This window comes from Roseovarius halophilus (ex Wu et al. 2025) (assembly GCF_047086965.1).
In genome coordinates this window covers 1-14,616 of record NZ_JBKOTX010000030.1, presented here as the reverse complement: position 1 = coordinate 14,616, position 14,616 = coordinate 1, and the positions used below count along the sequence as shown (strand labels likewise).

Annotated in this window: 16 protein-coding genes; 8 read left to right on the top strand and 8 right to left on the bottom strand. The window is 66.5% G+C overall.

Annotated elements, in window-relative coordinates; genetic code table 11:
- Nucleotides 1-35 precede the first annotated feature (35 nt).
- From glnT to ACH107_RS08480, 5 genes are all read right to left on the bottom strand, one after another.
- Nucleotides 36-1,370: a type III glutamate--ammonia ligase gene (gene glnT, locus ACH107_RS08500; protein WP_412505462.1), complete on the bottom strand. Its 1,335-nt coding sequence runs from the start codon at nt 1,368-1,370 to the stop codon at nt 36-38.
- A gap of 65 nt (nt 1,371-1,435) precedes the next feature.
- Nucleotides 1,436-2,779, bottom strand: a complete 1,344-nt coding sequence (locus tag ACH107_RS08495) for an FMN-binding glutamate synthase family protein (protein WP_412505461.1) — start codon at nt 2,777-2,779, stop codon at nt 1,436-1,438.
- An 11-nt stretch (nt 2,780-2,790) separates the two neighbouring features.
- Complete coding sequence (locus ACH107_RS08490; protein ID WP_412505460.1) at nt 2,791-3,468, bottom strand: protein GlxC; 678 nt, start codon at nt 3,466-3,468, stop codon at nt 2,791-2,793.
- Nucleotide 3,469: 1 nt separating this feature from the next.
- On the bottom strand, nt 3,470-4,363 hold the full coding sequence (locus ACH107_RS08485) for a class II glutamine amidotransferase (RefSeq protein ID WP_412505459.1): 894 nt from the start codon (nt 4,361-4,363) through the stop codon (nt 3,470-3,472).
- A 107-nt stretch (nt 4,364-4,470) separates the two neighbouring features.
- Nucleotides 4,471-5,226, bottom strand: a complete 756-nt coding sequence (locus ACH107_RS08480) for a response regulator transcription factor (protein WP_412505458.1) — start codon at nt 5,224-5,226, stop codon at nt 4,471-4,473.
- A 358-nt stretch (nt 5,227-5,584) separates the two neighbouring features.
- On the opposite strand from ACH107_RS08480, the gene ACH107_RS08475 reads away from it, so the two are divergent.
- Nucleotides 5,585-6,331, top strand: coding sequence for a redoxin domain-containing protein (locus ACH107_RS08475; protein ID WP_412505457.1), 747 nt, complete (start codon nt 5,585-5,587; stop codon nt 6,329-6,331).
- 26 nt (nt 6,332-6,357) lie between these two features.
- On the opposite strand, the gene ACH107_RS08470 is transcribed toward ACH107_RS08475, so the two are convergent.
- The gene (locus tag ACH107_RS08470; protein ID WP_412505456.1) at nt 6,358-6,990 is read right to left on the bottom strand and encodes a helix-turn-helix domain-containing protein; all 633 of its coding nucleotides are present in this window, start codon (nt 6,988-6,990) and stop codon (nt 6,358-6,360) included.
- 157 nt (nt 6,991-7,147) lie between these two features.
- Here ACH107_RS08470 and ACH107_RS08465 point away from each other — a divergent pair, with 157 nt between their 5' ends.
- Nucleotides 7,148-8,197, top strand: coding sequence for a zinc-dependent alcohol dehydrogenase family protein (locus ACH107_RS08465; RefSeq protein WP_412505455.1), 1,050 nt, complete (start codon nt 7,148-7,150; stop codon nt 8,195-8,197).
- Between the two features lie 329 nt (nt 8,198-8,526).
- On the opposite strand, the gene ndk is transcribed toward ACH107_RS08465, so the two are convergent.
- Nucleotides 8,527-8,949 carry a nucleoside-diphosphate kinase gene (gene ndk / locus ACH107_RS08460; protein ID WP_412505454.1) on the bottom strand — a complete coding sequence of 141 codons (423 nt, stop codon included), beginning with the start codon at nt 8,947-8,949 and terminating at the stop codon, nt 8,527-8,529.
- Between the two features lie 132 nt (nt 8,950-9,081).
- Between ndk and ACH107_RS08455 the strand changes: the two genes are divergently transcribed.
- The 3 genes from ACH107_RS08455 (at nt 9,082) to ACH107_RS08445 (ending at nt 12,340) form a co-directional block, all read left to right on the top strand.
- A complete protein-coding gene (locus ACH107_RS08455) occupies nt 9,082-10,941 on the top strand; it encodes an ABC-F family ATP-binding cassette domain-containing protein (protein WP_412505453.1) in 1,860 nt (619 codons plus the stop codon).
- Nucleotides 10,942-11,094: 153 nt separating this feature from the next.
- The gene (locus ACH107_RS08450; protein ID WP_412505452.1) at nt 11,095-11,721 is read left to right on the top strand and encodes a MarC family protein; all 627 of its coding nucleotides are present in this window, start codon (nt 11,095-11,097) and stop codon (nt 11,719-11,721) included.
- A gap of 37 nt (nt 11,722-11,758) precedes the next feature.
- Nucleotides 11,759-12,340 (top strand): TIGR02281 family clan AA aspartic protease, encoded by a 582-nt coding sequence (locus tag ACH107_RS08445; protein WP_412505451.1) that lies wholly within the window; start codon nt 11,759-11,761, stop codon nt 12,338-12,340.
- Nucleotides 12,341-12,353: 13 nt separating this feature from the next.
- Here the strand turns inward: ACH107_RS08445 and ACH107_RS08440 are convergent, their stop codons facing one another.
- The gene (locus ACH107_RS08440; RefSeq protein WP_412505450.1) at nt 12,354-12,941 is read right to left on the bottom strand and encodes a hypothetical protein; all 588 of its coding nucleotides are present in this window, start codon (nt 12,939-12,941) and stop codon (nt 12,354-12,356) included.
- A 170-nt stretch (nt 12,942-13,111) separates the two neighbouring features.
- Between ACH107_RS08440 and ACH107_RS08435 the strand changes: the two genes are divergently transcribed.
- The 3 genes from ACH107_RS08435 to ACH107_RS08425 all read left to right on the top strand — a co-directional run.
- On the top strand, nt 13,112-13,552 hold the full coding sequence (locus ACH107_RS08435; protein WP_412505449.1) for a TerB family tellurite resistance protein: 441 nt from the start codon (nt 13,112-13,114) through the stop codon (nt 13,550-13,552).
- Nucleotides 13,553-13,591: 39 nt separating this feature from the next.
- A complete protein-coding gene (locus ACH107_RS08430; RefSeq protein WP_412505448.1) occupies nt 13,592-14,032 on the top strand; it encodes a TerB family tellurite resistance protein in 441 nt (146 codons plus the stop codon).
- On the top strand, nt 14,029-14,616 hold a 588-nt coding region (locus ACH107_RS08425; RefSeq protein ID WP_412505447.1), incomplete at its 3' end, for a phosphate/phosphite/phosphonate ABC transporter substrate-binding protein. The genes ACH107_RS08430 and ACH107_RS08425, both read left to right, overlap by 4 nt.

The window sequence follows — 14,616 nt, the reverse complement described above, 5'->3', positions numbered from 1 at the left end:
GCGACTTCCGGGGGCACCGTGCGGCCGCGCGGTACTCAGATATCCAGGGTGTGGTCTTTTTCCCACTGGCTGAAATGGGTCACGAAGGACGTCCATTCCTGATGCTTCATCTTGAGGAAGGCCGCCGAGAACTCATCGCCCATCATGGACTTGAGTTCCTTGTCCTTGTCATAGAGCCGCAGCGCATCGAGCAGGTTGAGCGGCAGCTTCGGCGCGCCGCGCACCTTGTGCCCGTCGGCATACATGTCGATGTCGTGCCGCTTGCCCGGATCGGCCTTGTGCCGGATGCCCGAAAGCCCCGCGGCGATGATGACCGCCTGCATGAGATAGGGGTTCGCCGCGCCGTCGGGCAGGCGCAATTCGAACCGGCCCGGCCCCGGCACCCGCACCATGTGCGTGCGGTTGTTGCCCGTCCATGTCACGGTGTTCGGCGCCCAGGTGGCCCCCGATGTCGTGCGCGGCGCGTTGATACGCTTGTAGCTGTTGACCGTCGGGTTGGTGATCGCGGCCAGCGCCGAGGCGTGTTTCATGATCCCGCCGAGGAAATGCGCGCCCTGTTCGGACAGGCCCAGCTCCCCCGTCGGGCTGCCTTTCGTGGCCTCGGTGGCGAAGACGTTGGTGCGGCCCTCCGCGCCCGGCGCGTCCCAGACCGAGATATGCGCGTGGCAGCCATTGCCCGTCAGCCCCTCGACCGGCTTGGGCATGAAGGTCGCGCGGAATCCGTGTTTCTCGGCGACCGACTTGGTCATGAACTTGAAGAAGGAATGCTTGTCAGCGGTTTTCAGAACGTCGTCGAATTCCCAGTTCATCTCGAACTGGCCGTTCGCATCCTCGTGGTCGTTCTGGTAGGGTCCCCAGCCGAGGTCGAGCATGTAGTCGCAGATCTCGCGCACCACCTCGTAGCGGCGCATCACGGCCTGCTGGTCGTAGCAGGGTTTCTCGGCGGTATCGAATTCATCCGAAAGCTGGCTGCCGTCAGGGGTCAGCAGGAAGAATTCCGCCTCGATCCCGGTCTTGACGTGTAGCCCCTCCTGCGCGGCCTCCGCGATCACGCGGCGCAGGACGTTGCGCGGCGCCTGCGCCACATCGGCGTCCTCCATCACCGGGTTGGCGGCGACCCATGCCACCTCGGGCTTCCACGGGAGCTGGATCACCGAGTTGGGGTCGGGCACGGCCAGCATGTCGGGATGCGCCGGGGTAAGATCGAGCCACGTGGCAAAGCCGGCAAAGCCTGCGCCCTCGTGCTGCATGTCGGCGATGGCCTGCGCCGGCACCAGCTTCGCCCGTTGCCCGCCGAACAGGTCGGTGAAGGAAATCATGAAATACTTCACGCCGTTATCCGCGGCGAAAGCGGCCAGATCTGTCGTCATGGGGTCGTGTCCTTTCCCTGTTGGTTCTTATGCGGAAGGGCGGCCATCGCCGCCCTCCGAGGTTTTCAGAAATTGCTGCCGGGCATGCCCGGGTACCACTGCGTGCCGGCCAAGGGTACCTGCGCCATCGCCGAGGCTTCAAGCGTCAGCGCGCAGAGATCCTCGGGTTCGAGGTGGCAGACATGGTTCTTGCCGCAGGCGCGTGCCAGCGTCTGTGCCTCGAGCGTCATGACCTTGAGGTAATTGCGCAGCCGGCGGCCGGCCTCGACCGGGTCGAGACGCGCGGCAAGCTCGGGATCCTGCGTGGAGATGCCGGCCGGATCCTGCCCCTCGTGCCAGTCGTCGTAGGCGCCGGCGGTGGTGCCCATCTTCTGGTACTCGGCTTCCCATTTCGGATCGTTGTCGCCTAGGGCGATCATCGCGGCGGTGCCGATGCTGACGGCGTCGGCGCCCAGTGCCACCGCCTTGGCGACATCGGCGCCGGTACGGATGCCCCCCGACACGATGAGCTGCACCTCGCGATGCATGTTCTGATCCTGCAGCGCGCGCACCGCCTCGCGGATGCAGGCGAGCGTGGGCTGGCCCACGTGCTCGATGAATACGTCCTGCGTGGCGGCCGTGCCACCCTGCATCCCGTCGAGCACCACCACGTCGGCCCCCGCCTTGACGGCGAGCGTCGTGTCGAAATAGGGCCGTGCGCCGCCCACCTTGACGTAGATGGGCTTTTCCCAGCCCGTGATCTCGCGCAGTTCGAGGATCTTGATTTCAAGGTCGTCCGGCCCCGTCCAGTCGGGGTGGCGGCACGCGCTGCGCTGGTCGATGCCCTTGGGCAGGTTGCGCATCTCGGCCACCCGGTCGGAGATCTTCTGCCCCAGCAGCATGCCGCCGCCGCCGGGCTTGGCGCCCTGCCCCACGACCACCTCGATCGCGTCGGCCTTGCGCAGGTCGTCGGGGTTCATCCCGTAGCGCGACGGCAGGTACTGGTAGACCAGCGTCTTGGATTCGCCGCGTTCCTCGGTCGTCATGCCGCCATCGCCGGTGGTGGTCGACGTGCCGGCGGCCGAGGCCCCCCGGCCGAGCGCCTCCTTGGCCTGCGCCGACAGGGCGCCGAAGCTCATGCCGGCGATGGTGATGGGGATGTCAAGATGGAGGGGTTTCTTGGCGTGGCGCGTGCCGAGGATCACGTCGGTGTCGCAGCGTTCGCGGTATCCTTCGAGCGGGTAGCGCGACATGGACGCCCCGAGAAACAGCAGGTCGTCGAAATGCGGCACCCGCCGCTTGGCGCCGCCGCCGCGGATGTCGTAGATGCCGGTGGCCGCGGCGCGGCGGATCTCGGCATTGATTTCGGGGGTGAAGGTGGCCGAGTGCACCGGCATGGTACGCGGCGCGTGTGTGTCGTCCTTGGCCATGGCGGGTCTCCTCAGTACGCGTTGTCGATGTCGAAATTGTAGAGCTTGCGGGCCGAGCCGTAGCGGCGGAACTCCTCGGGTTTCGCGTCGACGCCGGAGCGGTCCAGCAGGTCGCGCAGGATTTCCAGATGCTCGGGGCGCATTTCCTTCTCGACGCAATCGGCCCCGAGGCTCTTGACCGAGCCGCGCACGAAGAGCCGCGCCTCGTAGATGGAATCGCCCAACGCGTCGCCGGCGTCGCCGCACACCACGAGGTTGCCCGACTGCGCCATGAAGGCGGACATGTGCCCGACATCCCCCTGCACCACGATGTCGATGCCCTTCATGGAAATGCCGCAGCGCGACGAGGCATTGCCCCGGATCACCAGCAGGCCGCCATGCCCGGTGGCGCCGGCATACTGGCTGGCATCGCCGTCGACGATGACGGTGCCGCTGACCATGTTCTCGGCCACGCCGGGGCCGGCGCTGCCGTCCACGCGGATCGTGGCTTGCTTGTTCATGCCCGCGCAGTAATACCCGGTGGAGCCGCGCACCGTGACGTCGAGCGGGGACTCGAGCCCGACCGCGATGGCGTGGCTGCCGCGCGGATTGACGACTTCCCACGCGGTTTCGTTGGTCTGCGGGTCCTGCGACTGCAGGGTTGCGTTGAGGGCGCGCAGCCCCTCGGCGCCGAGATCGAATGTCTGCATGTCAGTGCTTCCAGAAATAGACGGTTGCGGGTTCGGGCTCCCAGACGCGGGCGGTGTCGATGCCCGGCAGGTTGACCAGCGCGCGGTATTCGCTGCCGAACGCGACGTACTGGTCGGTCTCGGCCATCACCGCGGGCTTGCAGGCGATCGGGTCGCGCACGACGCCGAAACCGTCCTTGGTGCCCACGACGAAGGTGTAGAACCCGTCGAGATCGTCGAGACCGCTTTCCAGCGCCTCGCCCAGCGAATGCCCCTGGTTCATCCGCCACGTGAGATAGGCGGCGGCAACCTCGGTGTCGTTCTGGGTTTCGACATTCACCCCTTCGCGCGCCAGCTTGCGGCGCAGCGAGTTGTGGTTTGACAGCGACCCGTTATGCACGAGGCACTGGTCCGCCCCGGTTGAGAACGGGTGCGCGCCCAGCGTTGTCACCGCGCTTTCGGTAGCCATGCGCGTGTGGCCGATGCCATGCGTCCCCGCCAGCCCGGGAATGTCGAACCGTTGCGCCACGTCCTCGGGCAGGCCCACCTCCTTGTAGATCTCGATGGTTTCCCCGGCGCTCATGACGCGCATGTCCGGATGACGCTCGGCGATCGCCGCGCGCGCTTTTTCCACGCCGTCGGCCGGCAGATCGATGACCGCGTGCGTATCCTTCACGGTGACCGACACGTCCGAGCCCAGCGCCGCGCCCAGCTCGGCCTCCAACCCCGCGAAGGCGGACGGGTCCGCCGCCTGCAGGGTGAGCCGCGCCCGGCCGTCATGGCCATCGCCATACACCGCGATCCCGGCACTGTCCGGGCCGCGATCCGTCATCGTGACCAGCATTTCGGTCAGCATTTGCCCGAGCTTGGGCTCGAGCGATTTGTCCTTGAGAAACAACCCGACGATTCCGCACATCGACGCCTCCATGATCCTGTCACGGAAAATCTAGCGTCATGCGCGTCGAATTTCAACAGGAAGAATTTATATTTCCTGTGAGGAAATATCGGGTATCCGAAAAAGGGTCAGTGAATGCCGCCGCCATCACCGCCCGCGGGGCCGTCATCCGACAGATCGACAAGCATGTAGCCACGTCCGTGGACCGTCTTGATCGCGAGCGGCCCCGCCCCGTCGGCGAAGAGCTTGCGGCGCAGTCGGCTGATCACGCCGTCGATCGCCCGGTCGCTCGCCGCCCAGTCCTTGCCGCGCACGGTTTCAAGTATCTTTTCGCGCGACAGAACCGCGTTCGTCCGCGCGGCAAGCGCCGACAAAACATCGAATTCCATCGCCGTGAGTTCGACCTCTTCCCCGTCGCGCGAAACACTGCGCATCACGCCGCAGATTTCGAGGTTCCCGACGCGGCGCAGGTAGGAGTCGGGCAAAGGCCGCAGCACGCCGTGGTCGGCCCGCAGGGCGAGCGTCCGCCGCAAGACCGCCCGGGCCCGCGCGCAGGTTTCCCGCAAGCGGAGCGGTTTAGCCACGTAATCGTCGGCGCCCATTTCGAGGGCAAGAACGATATCGACCTCGTCATTGCTGTGCCCCAGCACCAGCACGCCGGCCGCCGTGTTCTGCCGCAGATCCCTGACGACATCAAGCGAATCGCGCGCTGCTAATTCGGACCCGATGAAACAGATATCAACGGCGTGATCCGAAACATCTGTAAGCACGCGATGAGGTTCCACGCAGGACACCGTCGTCACGCCTTCGTCAGCCAGCTTGCCGGCGATCTGGCCATGGGTGTCTGGATCATCCTCGAGTATGAGTGCCGTCGTCTTGTGCATCGGTCACTCCTTTTTGAGCCGACAACGCTCGCACCGTTAGTCGGCGATAGCATCGCACAGTCCGAGTTATGACGAGAAAAGATACATGCAACAACTGCGTTTTGCATGGCCGGTACAACATGTGTTCATGCCCGTCACCGCAGCGACGGTCGTGAAATGCGCTCGGGCCGGGTCGCGCATTGCACCGCACCATGATCCACGGAGCAGCGGGCGACCCGAAGATCCTGCCCCGCATACAACCTTTACCATAATGATACATCTTCTTACAATCTCGCCGCATTTGCGCCAAGTTTGCTTTCTACCGCTTTGGTGTACCGACATTATTGTCGGGAAAGAGACAAATCCAAGGAGGTATGGAATGTCTGTCCAGTTCTTCACTCCGCGTGGTTCCAGTAACGAGCTTGTAAAGCTGCCAACAGCCTATCGGCGCAAGGTCAAGTGGCTGCCCCAGATCGGAGACATCTTTCCCGACTTCACCGTGAACACGACCGAGGGCGAGGTGCGATTCTGGGAATGGGCCGCGGGGAGCTGGGTGCATCTTTTCAGCCACCCGGCCGCCTTCACGCCCGTCTGCACCACCGAGATCGCGTCGATGGCCGCACAGCGCGATGAATGGGCCGCCAACGACATCAAGCTGCTCGGCCTGACCGGATCGAGCGTTCCGGAACTGATGGACTGGCATGCCGACATCGAGGATTTTTTCGATGTAACGGTATCTTTTCCGTCGGCGCATGATCCGGGCCTGCAATTGTCGCGGCTTTTCGGGATGGTCCATGAAAAGGAAGCGACGGACTGGCCCATTCGCAAGAGCTTCATCATCGACCCCGGACTGCACGTACAGGTCGTGACAGAATATCCCATCTACATCGGTCGCAACAGCGAGGAGATCCTTCGCGTCACGCAGGCGCTGCAACTGCGCGCAAGGACCGGGGCCGGCACCCCGTCGGACTGGTATGACGGCGACGTCGCGATCATCCCCGACCACATCCCGGAATCCGACGTGGTGGCGCATTTCGGTACCGCCTCGACGCGGGTCAAGCCATACCTGCGGCTTGCCGCGCCCGCCGAGGACATGGCGCCGTCGGTCGTGCCGTTCGCGCGCTGACGGGCCGATGACGCGGGCGGCGGGGTTTATCCGCCGCCCTGCGGATAGGAAATGACGGAAAGATACCGAACCGGTAGCCGGATCAGTTCATCCGGGCCGTGCGGGGCGTCGGCATCGAAAAACAGGCTGTCCCCGGGCCGCAGGGTGAAGCGTTGATCCCCGTGGCGATAGCCCACCTCGCCCTCGAGGATGTAGAGCAGCTCGATCCCCTCGTGCTGGAAGGTCGGAAAGATATCCGATTCCTCGCTGAGGGTGATCAGGTAGGGTTCGACGACAACGCCGCTGTTGTTGGCGCCAAGATGACCCAGCAGGTTGTACTGATGGCCCGCCCGTGTGCCGGCGCGCTCGATCTCGAGCGCCTCGCCGGCCTTGACGTGCACGGCCTCGCGCCGTTCCTCGAAGCGGCGGAAGAACGCGGTCACCGGCACGCTCAGCGCCGCCGAGAGCGCCTGCAGCGTGGTCAGGGACGCGGAGGTGACGCCGTTCTCGATCTTCGAGAGCATCCCCACCGACAGGCCCGTCATCTCGGCAAGGTCGGCCACGGTCATGCCGCGCGATTTGCGGAATTCCCGCACCTCGCGACCGATCGCCGTTTCAAGGTTCTTCTCGCGGATTTCGCGAACCTTGTGCGGATCCTGACTCAGTTTCACATCGGTCATGACGGTAACCCCGGTTACTGGAGAACGGGCCGCTACCTTGGGCAAACGGCCCGGGAATTGCAAGGTGACGGCAGTCGCAAAGGGGCCGCACATGTCGTGAACCCGCAATCCGCGCGCCGTGGACCGGGCTAGAACGGCGCGAAAGGAGACGCCGACCATGAAAGCAGCCCTGATGACCGAGTTCGGCGGGAACCTGCCCGTCGAAACGGTGCCCGACCCGGCCTGCCCGCGCGACGGCGCGGTGATCGAGATCCGCGCCTGCGGTGTCTGCCGGTCGGATCATCACGCGTGGAAGGGCGCCGATCCGGACGTGGCGCTGCCGCACGTGATGGGCCACGAATTCGCGGGCGTGGTGGCCGAGACAGGGCCCGAATGCCACGGCTTCCGCGCCGCGGACCGGGTGACGGCGCCGTTCATACTGGGCTGCGGGCATTGCCCCGATTGCCGCGGCGGGGAACCCACGATCTGCGACCGCCAGCAGGTGATCGGCTTCACCGGCTGGGGCGCCTTTGCCGAGCGCGTCGCGGTGCCGCGCGCCGATTTCAACCTCGTGCCCCTGCCCGACACGGTCGGTTTCGAGACCGCCGCCAGCATGGGCTGCCGGCTGACGACCGCCTTTCGCGGCGTGGTGGACAGGGCCGCCCTGCGCCCCGGGGAGTGGCTGGCCGTGCATGGCTGCGGCGGCGTGGGCCTCTCGGCGGTCATGATCGGCGCGGCCGTCGGCGCGCGGGTGCTGGCCGTGGACATCACCCCCGAGGCGCTGGCCATGGCCCGGCAACTGGGCGCCGATGCCGTGCTGAATGCGGCCGACGTGGCGGATGCGGGCGCGGCCGTGCGCGACATCACCGCGGGCGGCGCGCACGTGTCGGTCGAGGGTCTGGGCGTGACGACGACGTTCGAAAACTCCCTGCGCGGCCTCCGCAAGATGGGCCGGCACGTGCAGATCGGGATGCCCGTGGGCGCCCATGCGGCACCGCCCCTGCCGCTGCTCGACCTCGTCTATGCACGCCAGATCACGCTGCACGGCACGCGCGGCATCGGGGCGCACCGGTTCGGCGCGCTGTTCGACATGATCGCCGCGGGGCGCCTTGATCCCGCGCGGCTCATCACCCGCCGAATCGCCCTGAGCCAACTATCGGATGCCTTGCACCAGATGGATTGTTTCCAGGGTCAAGGGGTAACCGTGGTCAATCAGCTACACTGTTGAAATCAGCACGACAAAGTCGGATTGCTGCCGGCTTTCGCCACATTTTCGCCGCATTTCGATGCGGTGCTGTAAGAATTGTTAACAGGCGCTTGTCGGGCGCTGACCGGCAGCGCTGCCTTGGCAAGAGGAGCAGACCGATGCCATCGAAGCCCCAGCACCCGCCCGACACGTCGAAGGGCAAACCCAAACCCGATCCGAAGCCGAGCGGCCCCAAGACGGTTTCAAGCCGCGTCTTCAGCGATTTCGCAGCCATCTGAGCCCGGCCGGACCGCAAACGGCCGCGCCCGGCCCGACACGGCCCCGACCCTGCATCGAGACGCGGCTGGCGGTCAGCCGACCAGTTCGAGACCCGAGAAGAAATACGCGATCTCGACCGCGGCCGTTTCGGGCGCGTCCGAGCCGTGGACCGAGTTTTCGCCCACCGAGTCGGCATATTCGGCCCGGATGGTGCCGGGCGCCGCGTCGGCCGGGTTCGTCGCGCCCATCACTTCGCGGTTCTTCGCGATGGCGCCCTCGCCTTCGAGCACCTGCACAACGACCGGGGCGCTTGCCATGAATTCGCACAGTTCGTCATAGAACGGGCGTTCCTTGTGCACCTCGTAGAAGACGCCGGCCTGTTCCTTGGTCAGCTTGATGCGCTTCTGCGCGATGATGCGCAGCCCCGCCTCCTCGAACTTGGCATTGATCTTGCCGGTCAGGTTGCGGTTCGTCGCATCGGGCTTGATGATGCTCAGCGTGCGTTCGGTTGCCATGTCGGTCTGATCCTCTTGAATAATCACGCGGGCCCCGGCCCGCGCCCCTTGTGTCGCGGCTCCGATAGCACGGGGGTCGGGCTTTGAAAAGCCGCGATTGACCCGGGCGCGGCATTGCGCCAAACCCGCCCCATGCTACGCCTTGACAACATATCCTATTCCGTGGCCGGCCGCCCGTTGCTGGACCATGCCTCGGCCACCATTCCCACCGGGCACAAGGTCGGCGTCGTCGGGCGCAACGGGACGGGCAAGACCACGCTGTTCCGGTTGATCCGGGGGGAGCTGGCGCTGGAATCCGGTCAGATCATCCTGCCGCCCCGCGCACGCATCGGCGGCGTGGCGCAGGAAGTGCCGGGAAACGAGGTGTCGCTGCTCGATACCGTATTGAAGTCCGATAGGGAACGCGCTGAATTGCTTGAGGAATCCGCGACCGCCACCGATGGCGACCGGATTGCCGAGATCCAGACCCGGCTCGCCGATATCGACGCGTGGGGCGCCGAGGCGCGGGCGGCCAGTATCCTCAAGGGGCTGGGCTTTTCGGACAGCGAACAGGCGCAGCCCTGCTCGGCCTTTTCGGGGGGCTGGCGGATGCGCGTGGCGCTGGCGGGCGTGCTCTTTGCCCAGCCGGACCTGCTGTTGCTGGACGAACCCACGAACTACCTCGACCTCGAAGGCGCGCTCTGGCTGGAAAGCTACCTAGCGCGGTATCCGCACACCGTCCTGATCATCAGCCACGACCGCGGCTTGCTGAACCGCGCCGTCGGCGCGATCCTTCATCTGGAGGACAGGAAGCTGCACTTGTACCAGGGCGGCTATGACAGCTTCGCCGAAACCCGCGCGGCGCGTGTCGCCGCCGCGGAATCGGAAGCGCAGAAACAGGAAGCGCGGCGGGCGCATCTGCAATCCTACGTGGACCGCTTCCGTTACAAGGCGGACAAGGCCAAGCAAGCACAGGCGCGGCTGAAGGCGCTGGCGCGGATGCAGCCCGTGACCCGCCCGCAGGAAGCCGCGTTGCGCAAGTTCAGCTTCCCCGAACCCGAGGCCCTGTCGCCGCCCATCCTGCGGCTCGAAGGGGCGGCCGTGGGATATGACGGGATGCCAGTTCTGAGCCGGCTGGACCTGCGGATCGACCAGGACGACCGGATCGCCCTTCTGGGGCGAAATGGTGAGGGAAAATCCACCCTGTCCAAGCTATTGGCGGGCAAACTTGGCGCGATGGAAGGGCGGGTTCACGCCGCCTCGAAGCTGCGCGTGGGGTATTTCGCGCAGCACCAGGTCGAGGAGTTGCGCGTGGACGAGACACCGCTGGACCACATCCGCCGGCTGCGCCCCGACGAGGCGCCGGCGAAGCTGCGGGCCCGGCTGGGGGGCTTCGGCATCGGGGCGGAGCAGGCCGACACCACGGTCGGCGGCCTGTCGGGCGGTCAGAAGGCGCGGCTGAGCCTGATGCTGGCCACGCTGGACGCGCCGCACATGCTGATCCTCGACGAGCCGACCAACCACCTCGACATCGAGAGCCGCGAGGCACTGGTGGAGGCGCTAACAGCTTATTCCGGCGCGGTAATCCTGGTCAGCCACGACATGCACCTGCTGGAGCTGGTGGCGGATCGGCTGTGGCTGGTGACGGCGGGCCGGGTCGCGCCCTACGAAGGCGATCTGGAGAGCTATCGCGCAAAGCTGCTGGCCGACAGGCCGGCGCGCAAGACGGCCGCGCCCGATGCCGCGGCGGCCCCCAAGCCCAAGCCGAAACGCCCGGCGCGCGACACGGTTCTGGCCTTGCGGCAGGACGTGAGGAAATGCGAACAACGCGTTGAAAAACTGAATGAAATGCGGGATCGCGTTGCGGGAAAACTGGCTGATCCCGCGCTGTATGACGCGCCCGGCGACCTGGCCGAGTGGCAAAAGAAATACGCCGAGATCGAGGACGGCCTGGAACGCGCCGAAACGCTGTGGATGGCCGCGCTCGAACGGCTTGAAGAGGCCGGGGGATGATGTCCGCCGCGCCGCCTTCCGCCGCGCCGCCTGACGCGGCATGCGGCGAAGCGGGCGTATCGCGTCGGGGTCGCGTCGGTGGCCTCACGCGCGGCTTGCGCGGCGCGGGCGGACCGCCTAGGGCTGTCACGTGATGCCCTCCGAGGAGCCCGCATGGAGCCGTCTTTCCTGATCACCGCCTTCGTCACGCTGTTCGTGATCATCGACCCCGTCGGCATGACACCGCTTTTCGTGACGATGACACAGGGCATGGGCACCGCCCGGCGCCGGGTAATCGCGCTGCGCGCCTGCGTGACGGCCGCGCTGATCCTGATCGTCTTTGCCGCCTTCGGCGAGGCGGTATTGGAATTCGTCGGCATATCCATGCCGGCCTTTCGCATCGCCGGGGGGATCCTGTTGTTCATCACCGCGCTGGACATGCTGTTCGAACGGCGCACCAAGCGGCGCGAGACCCGCGTGGAGGAGGAAGAGGAGGACGAAAGCGACGATCCGTCGATATTCCCCTTGGCCATCCCGCTGATCGGCGGCCCCGGCGCCATCACCACGGTCATCCTGCTGGCCGGGCAGAAACCCGGGCTGGAGGGGCTGGCATGGGTCATCGCGGTGATGCTGAGCGTCGTGCTTCTGGTTTTCCTGCTGTTCCTGACCGCCGGCCTGCTGGAGCGCGCGCTTGGCCGGACCGGCATTCTGGTGGTGACACGCCTTCTGGGCATGTTGCTGGCGGCGCTGGCGGTACAATTCGTGCTGGACGGGTTGCGCGGGTTCGGGCTGGCGTCATGATCTTTCCAAGCCGTCCCGCCGCGCCTATATCGGCCCCATGACCGGAGATGATACCGCGCGCCTTCTTTACCTCGTGCTGCTTGGCGGCGCGATTGCCCTGTGGTTCTTCGCGCAGAACCGGGAGTCGTGGGGGAAGGTCACGCAACAGGCGGTCGTCTGGGCCCTGATATTTGTCGGAGTCATCGCGGCAGTCGGCCTGTGGGGCGACATCCGGCGGACGGTGACGCCCGGGCAGGCGCTGAGCGTACAGGAGGGGCGCATCGTCCTGCCGCGTGCGCCGGACGGGCATTATTACATGTCGGCCGACGTCAACGGCACGCCGGTAAACTTCGTTGTAGATACGGGGGCCAGCCAGATCGTGCTGAACAAGCGCGACGCCGAGCGGGCCGGTATTGACACGTCGGCCCTGAGCTACGTGGGCCGCGCCAACACCGCCAACGGCTTGGTCCGCACCGCGCCGGTACGGCTGGACCGGATCGCGATCGGCCCGATCGCCCACGAGGACGTGCGCGCGGTGGTCAACTCGGGCGAACTGGACCGGTCGCTTCTGGGCATGACCTACCTGCAACGGTTCCGCAGCGTCGAGATTTCGGGCGGCAAGCTGATCCTGACGCGATAGCGCGGTGCGGGGGTCAGCCGCGGCTGGGCAGCAGCGCCAGCATCCGGTCCCGCAGGGCGGCGGCGGAATGCCGGCCGTCCCCGGCGCGCATCCCCGCCCGCATTCCCTTGCGCGGCCAAGACGGGGCGCCATCGGGCACGCTGTCATGGGCCGGCGCGTCAGCACCGGCGGGCTGCGCGGCCAGAAAGGCGATCATGCGCGCATCGAGAATGTAGCGCCCGCTGCGCCCGTCGCGGCGGTCCTTTTCCTGTTGATTGAGCCATGCGGCAAGCCGCGGGCATCGCCGGATCTCCGCATCCCCGCCGGTCGCGAGGTAGAAGCCGGAATTGGCCCGCAGGCAGATGTTGTCGAGGACGCGGGCGGCCCCTTGCGCCCCGGCGGGCACCTCGTGCTTGCGCAGGTAGTTGAACCGTTCGGGCCGACCGTTGAAGAAAACGGCCAGCGCCGTTTCGAGGTCGAGGCATTTCCGGGCCACGATATCGCCGAGATCGGCTTCGGGGTCATCGCGCCAGTCGTAACGGCGGGCCTGCGCGCGCAGGCGCATCTGTAACGATACCTCCTGCTCGTTGGACGGGCATGTTCCGAAATTGGGTCTGGTCACTTTTCGCTCCGGTTTGTCTGCGTGGGACAGGTCCGCAACCTGCACGCGAAAAGCGCTGAATATTGGGAACGATTGTGGCCCTGTGACGACATGGATCACGTTTGCGTGGACCGCGGCGACCGGGGCAAATACCCGTGGCGTGCGCGAACGTCCGCCGTTAGGGTCGTGCCATGCTGACCCGGATACTCGACGCATTCCGAACACCGGCGCCCGCGCCCCTGCCCGAGCCTGACGATGCCCTCGCGCTTGGCGCGCTGATGGTGCGGGTGGCGAAATCGGATCGCGACTACCGTTTCAGCGAGATCAGCCGGATCGACAGGTTGCTTGCGCGGCTCAACGGGGTCGGCCCGGTCGAGGCCGCGAAGATGCGCGCGACCTGCGAGAAGCTGGAGCGCCAAGCCCCCGAGACCGACCGGTTCGGCCACATCATCCGCGAAACCGTCAGTTTCGAATCGCGGGTGAGTGCCCTGGAGGCGCTTTGGGAAGTGCTGCTTGCCGATGCCGAGGCCCATGCCGAGGAGCTGGGCGTGATCGACATGGCGCGCGAGGCAATGGGCCTGAGCCATGCCGACAGCGACGCGGCGCGCGCGATGGCGGAAAACGGCGATTAATGATTGGCCCCGCGCGGGAACACGTTTATATCTCCTCGCATGCTCTCTGATCTGCTCAAGAAACTGGTCCAGCCCGAGCCCGACGCGCTTGATGCGCTCGACGCGCAATTGGCGCTCATGTCGCTGCTGGTGCGGCTGGCCAAGTCCGACGGCTACTATGCCGCCGGTGAAATCATCCATATCGAGAAGATCGCGATGGCGCGGTTCGCCGTGTCGCACGACCGCGCGGCCGAGCTGCGGGCGGAGGCCGAGCGCGTGGAGGCCGAGGCGCCCGACACGGTGCGGTTCACCAACGCGATCAAGGAAACCGTCCCGTATGACGAGCGCGTGGGCGTCATCGAGGCGCTGTGGCAGGTGGCGCTCGCCGATGGCGAGCGGGACCACGACGAGGATTCGCTGATCCGCATGGCCGCCAGTTTCCTTGGGGTGAACGACCGCGACAGCGCGCGGGCACGCCAGAGGGTCGCGGGCGACGCATGATCGCCAGCCTGCCGATGTACGACCGTCCCGAGACGGCCGCGGCAAACGACAGGTTGTGGCAGGGGATACGGGCCGTGCTGGGGCACGGGCCGGCCAGCCTGGCCCGCGGCACCGACCCGTGGGCGCACTGGCGCAGCCCCGATCTTCTGCTGTCGCAGACCTGCGGCTATCCGTACCGCGCCTGCCTTCATGGCCGCATGCAGCTTGTCGCGACGCCCGACCACGGGATCGCCGGCTGCCCGCCCGGTCATTATTGCAGTGTCCTTGTCTGCCGGCGCGACGATCCGCGCGGCCTGCAGGACTTCGCCGAGGCCAGGTTCGCCTACAACGAGCCGCTTTCGCAAAGCGGTTGGGCCGCGCCGCAGACCTATGCGCGCGCGCGGGGTGTCCTGTTGGGACAGCCGGTGCGCTGCGGTAGCCATCGCGGCTCGGCCCGGGCCGTGGCGGCGGGACAGGCGGACCTCGCGGCGCTCGATGTCCTGAGCTGGCAGATGATGTGCGCGCATGACGATTTCGCGGCCCGCCTGCGCGAGGTGGCGCGAACGCCGCCGACGCCCGCCCTGCCCTACATCACCGGCCCCGAG

Coding starts and splice junctions, on each gene's coding strand:
- glnT (WP_412505462.1), bottom strand. CDS start 1,370: ATGACGACAGATCTGGCCGCTTTCGCCGCGGATAACGGCGTGAAGTAT.
- ACH107_RS08495 (WP_412505461.1), bottom strand. CDS start 2,779: ATGGCCAAGGACGACACACACGCGCCGCGTACCATGCCGGTGCACTCG.
- ACH107_RS08490 (WP_412505460.1), bottom strand. CDS start 3,468: ATGCAGACATTCGATCTCGGCGCCGAGGGGCTGCGCGCCCTCAACGCA.
- ACH107_RS08485 (WP_412505459.1), bottom strand. CDS start 4,363: ATGTGCGGAATCGTCGGGTTGTTTCTCAAGGACAAATCGCTCGAGCCC.
- ACH107_RS08480 (WP_412505458.1), bottom strand. CDS start 5,226: ATGCACAAGACGACGGCACTCATACTCGAGGATGATCCAGACACCCAT.
- ACH107_RS08475 (WP_412505457.1), top strand. CDS start 5,585: ATGTCTGTCCAGTTCTTCACTCCGCGTGGTTCCAGTAACGAGCTTGTA.
- ACH107_RS08470 (WP_412505456.1), bottom strand. CDS start 6,990: ATGACCGATGTGAAACTGAGTCAGGATCCGCACAAGGTTCGCGAAATC.
- ACH107_RS08465 (WP_412505455.1), top strand. CDS start 7,148: ATGAAAGCAGCCCTGATGACCGAGTTCGGCGGGAACCTGCCCGTCGAA.
- ndk (WP_412505454.1), bottom strand. CDS start 8,949: ATGGCAACCGAACGCACGCTGAGCATCATCAAGCCCGATGCGACGAAC.
- ACH107_RS08455 (WP_412505453.1), top strand. CDS start 9,082: ATGCTACGCCTTGACAACATATCCTATTCCGTGGCCGGCCGCCCGTTG.
- ACH107_RS08450 (WP_412505452.1), top strand. CDS start 11,095: ATGGAGCCGTCTTTCCTGATCACCGCCTTCGTCACGCTGTTCGTGATC.
- ACH107_RS08445 (WP_412505451.1), top strand. CDS start 11,759: ATGACCGGAGATGATACCGCGCGCCTTCTTTACCTCGTGCTGCTTGGC.
- ACH107_RS08435 (WP_412505449.1), top strand. CDS start 13,112: ATGCTGACCCGGATACTCGACGCATTCCGAACACCGGCGCCCGCGCCC.
- ACH107_RS08430 (WP_412505448.1), top strand. CDS start 13,592: ATGCTCTCTGATCTGCTCAAGAAACTGGTCCAGCCCGAGCCCGACGCG.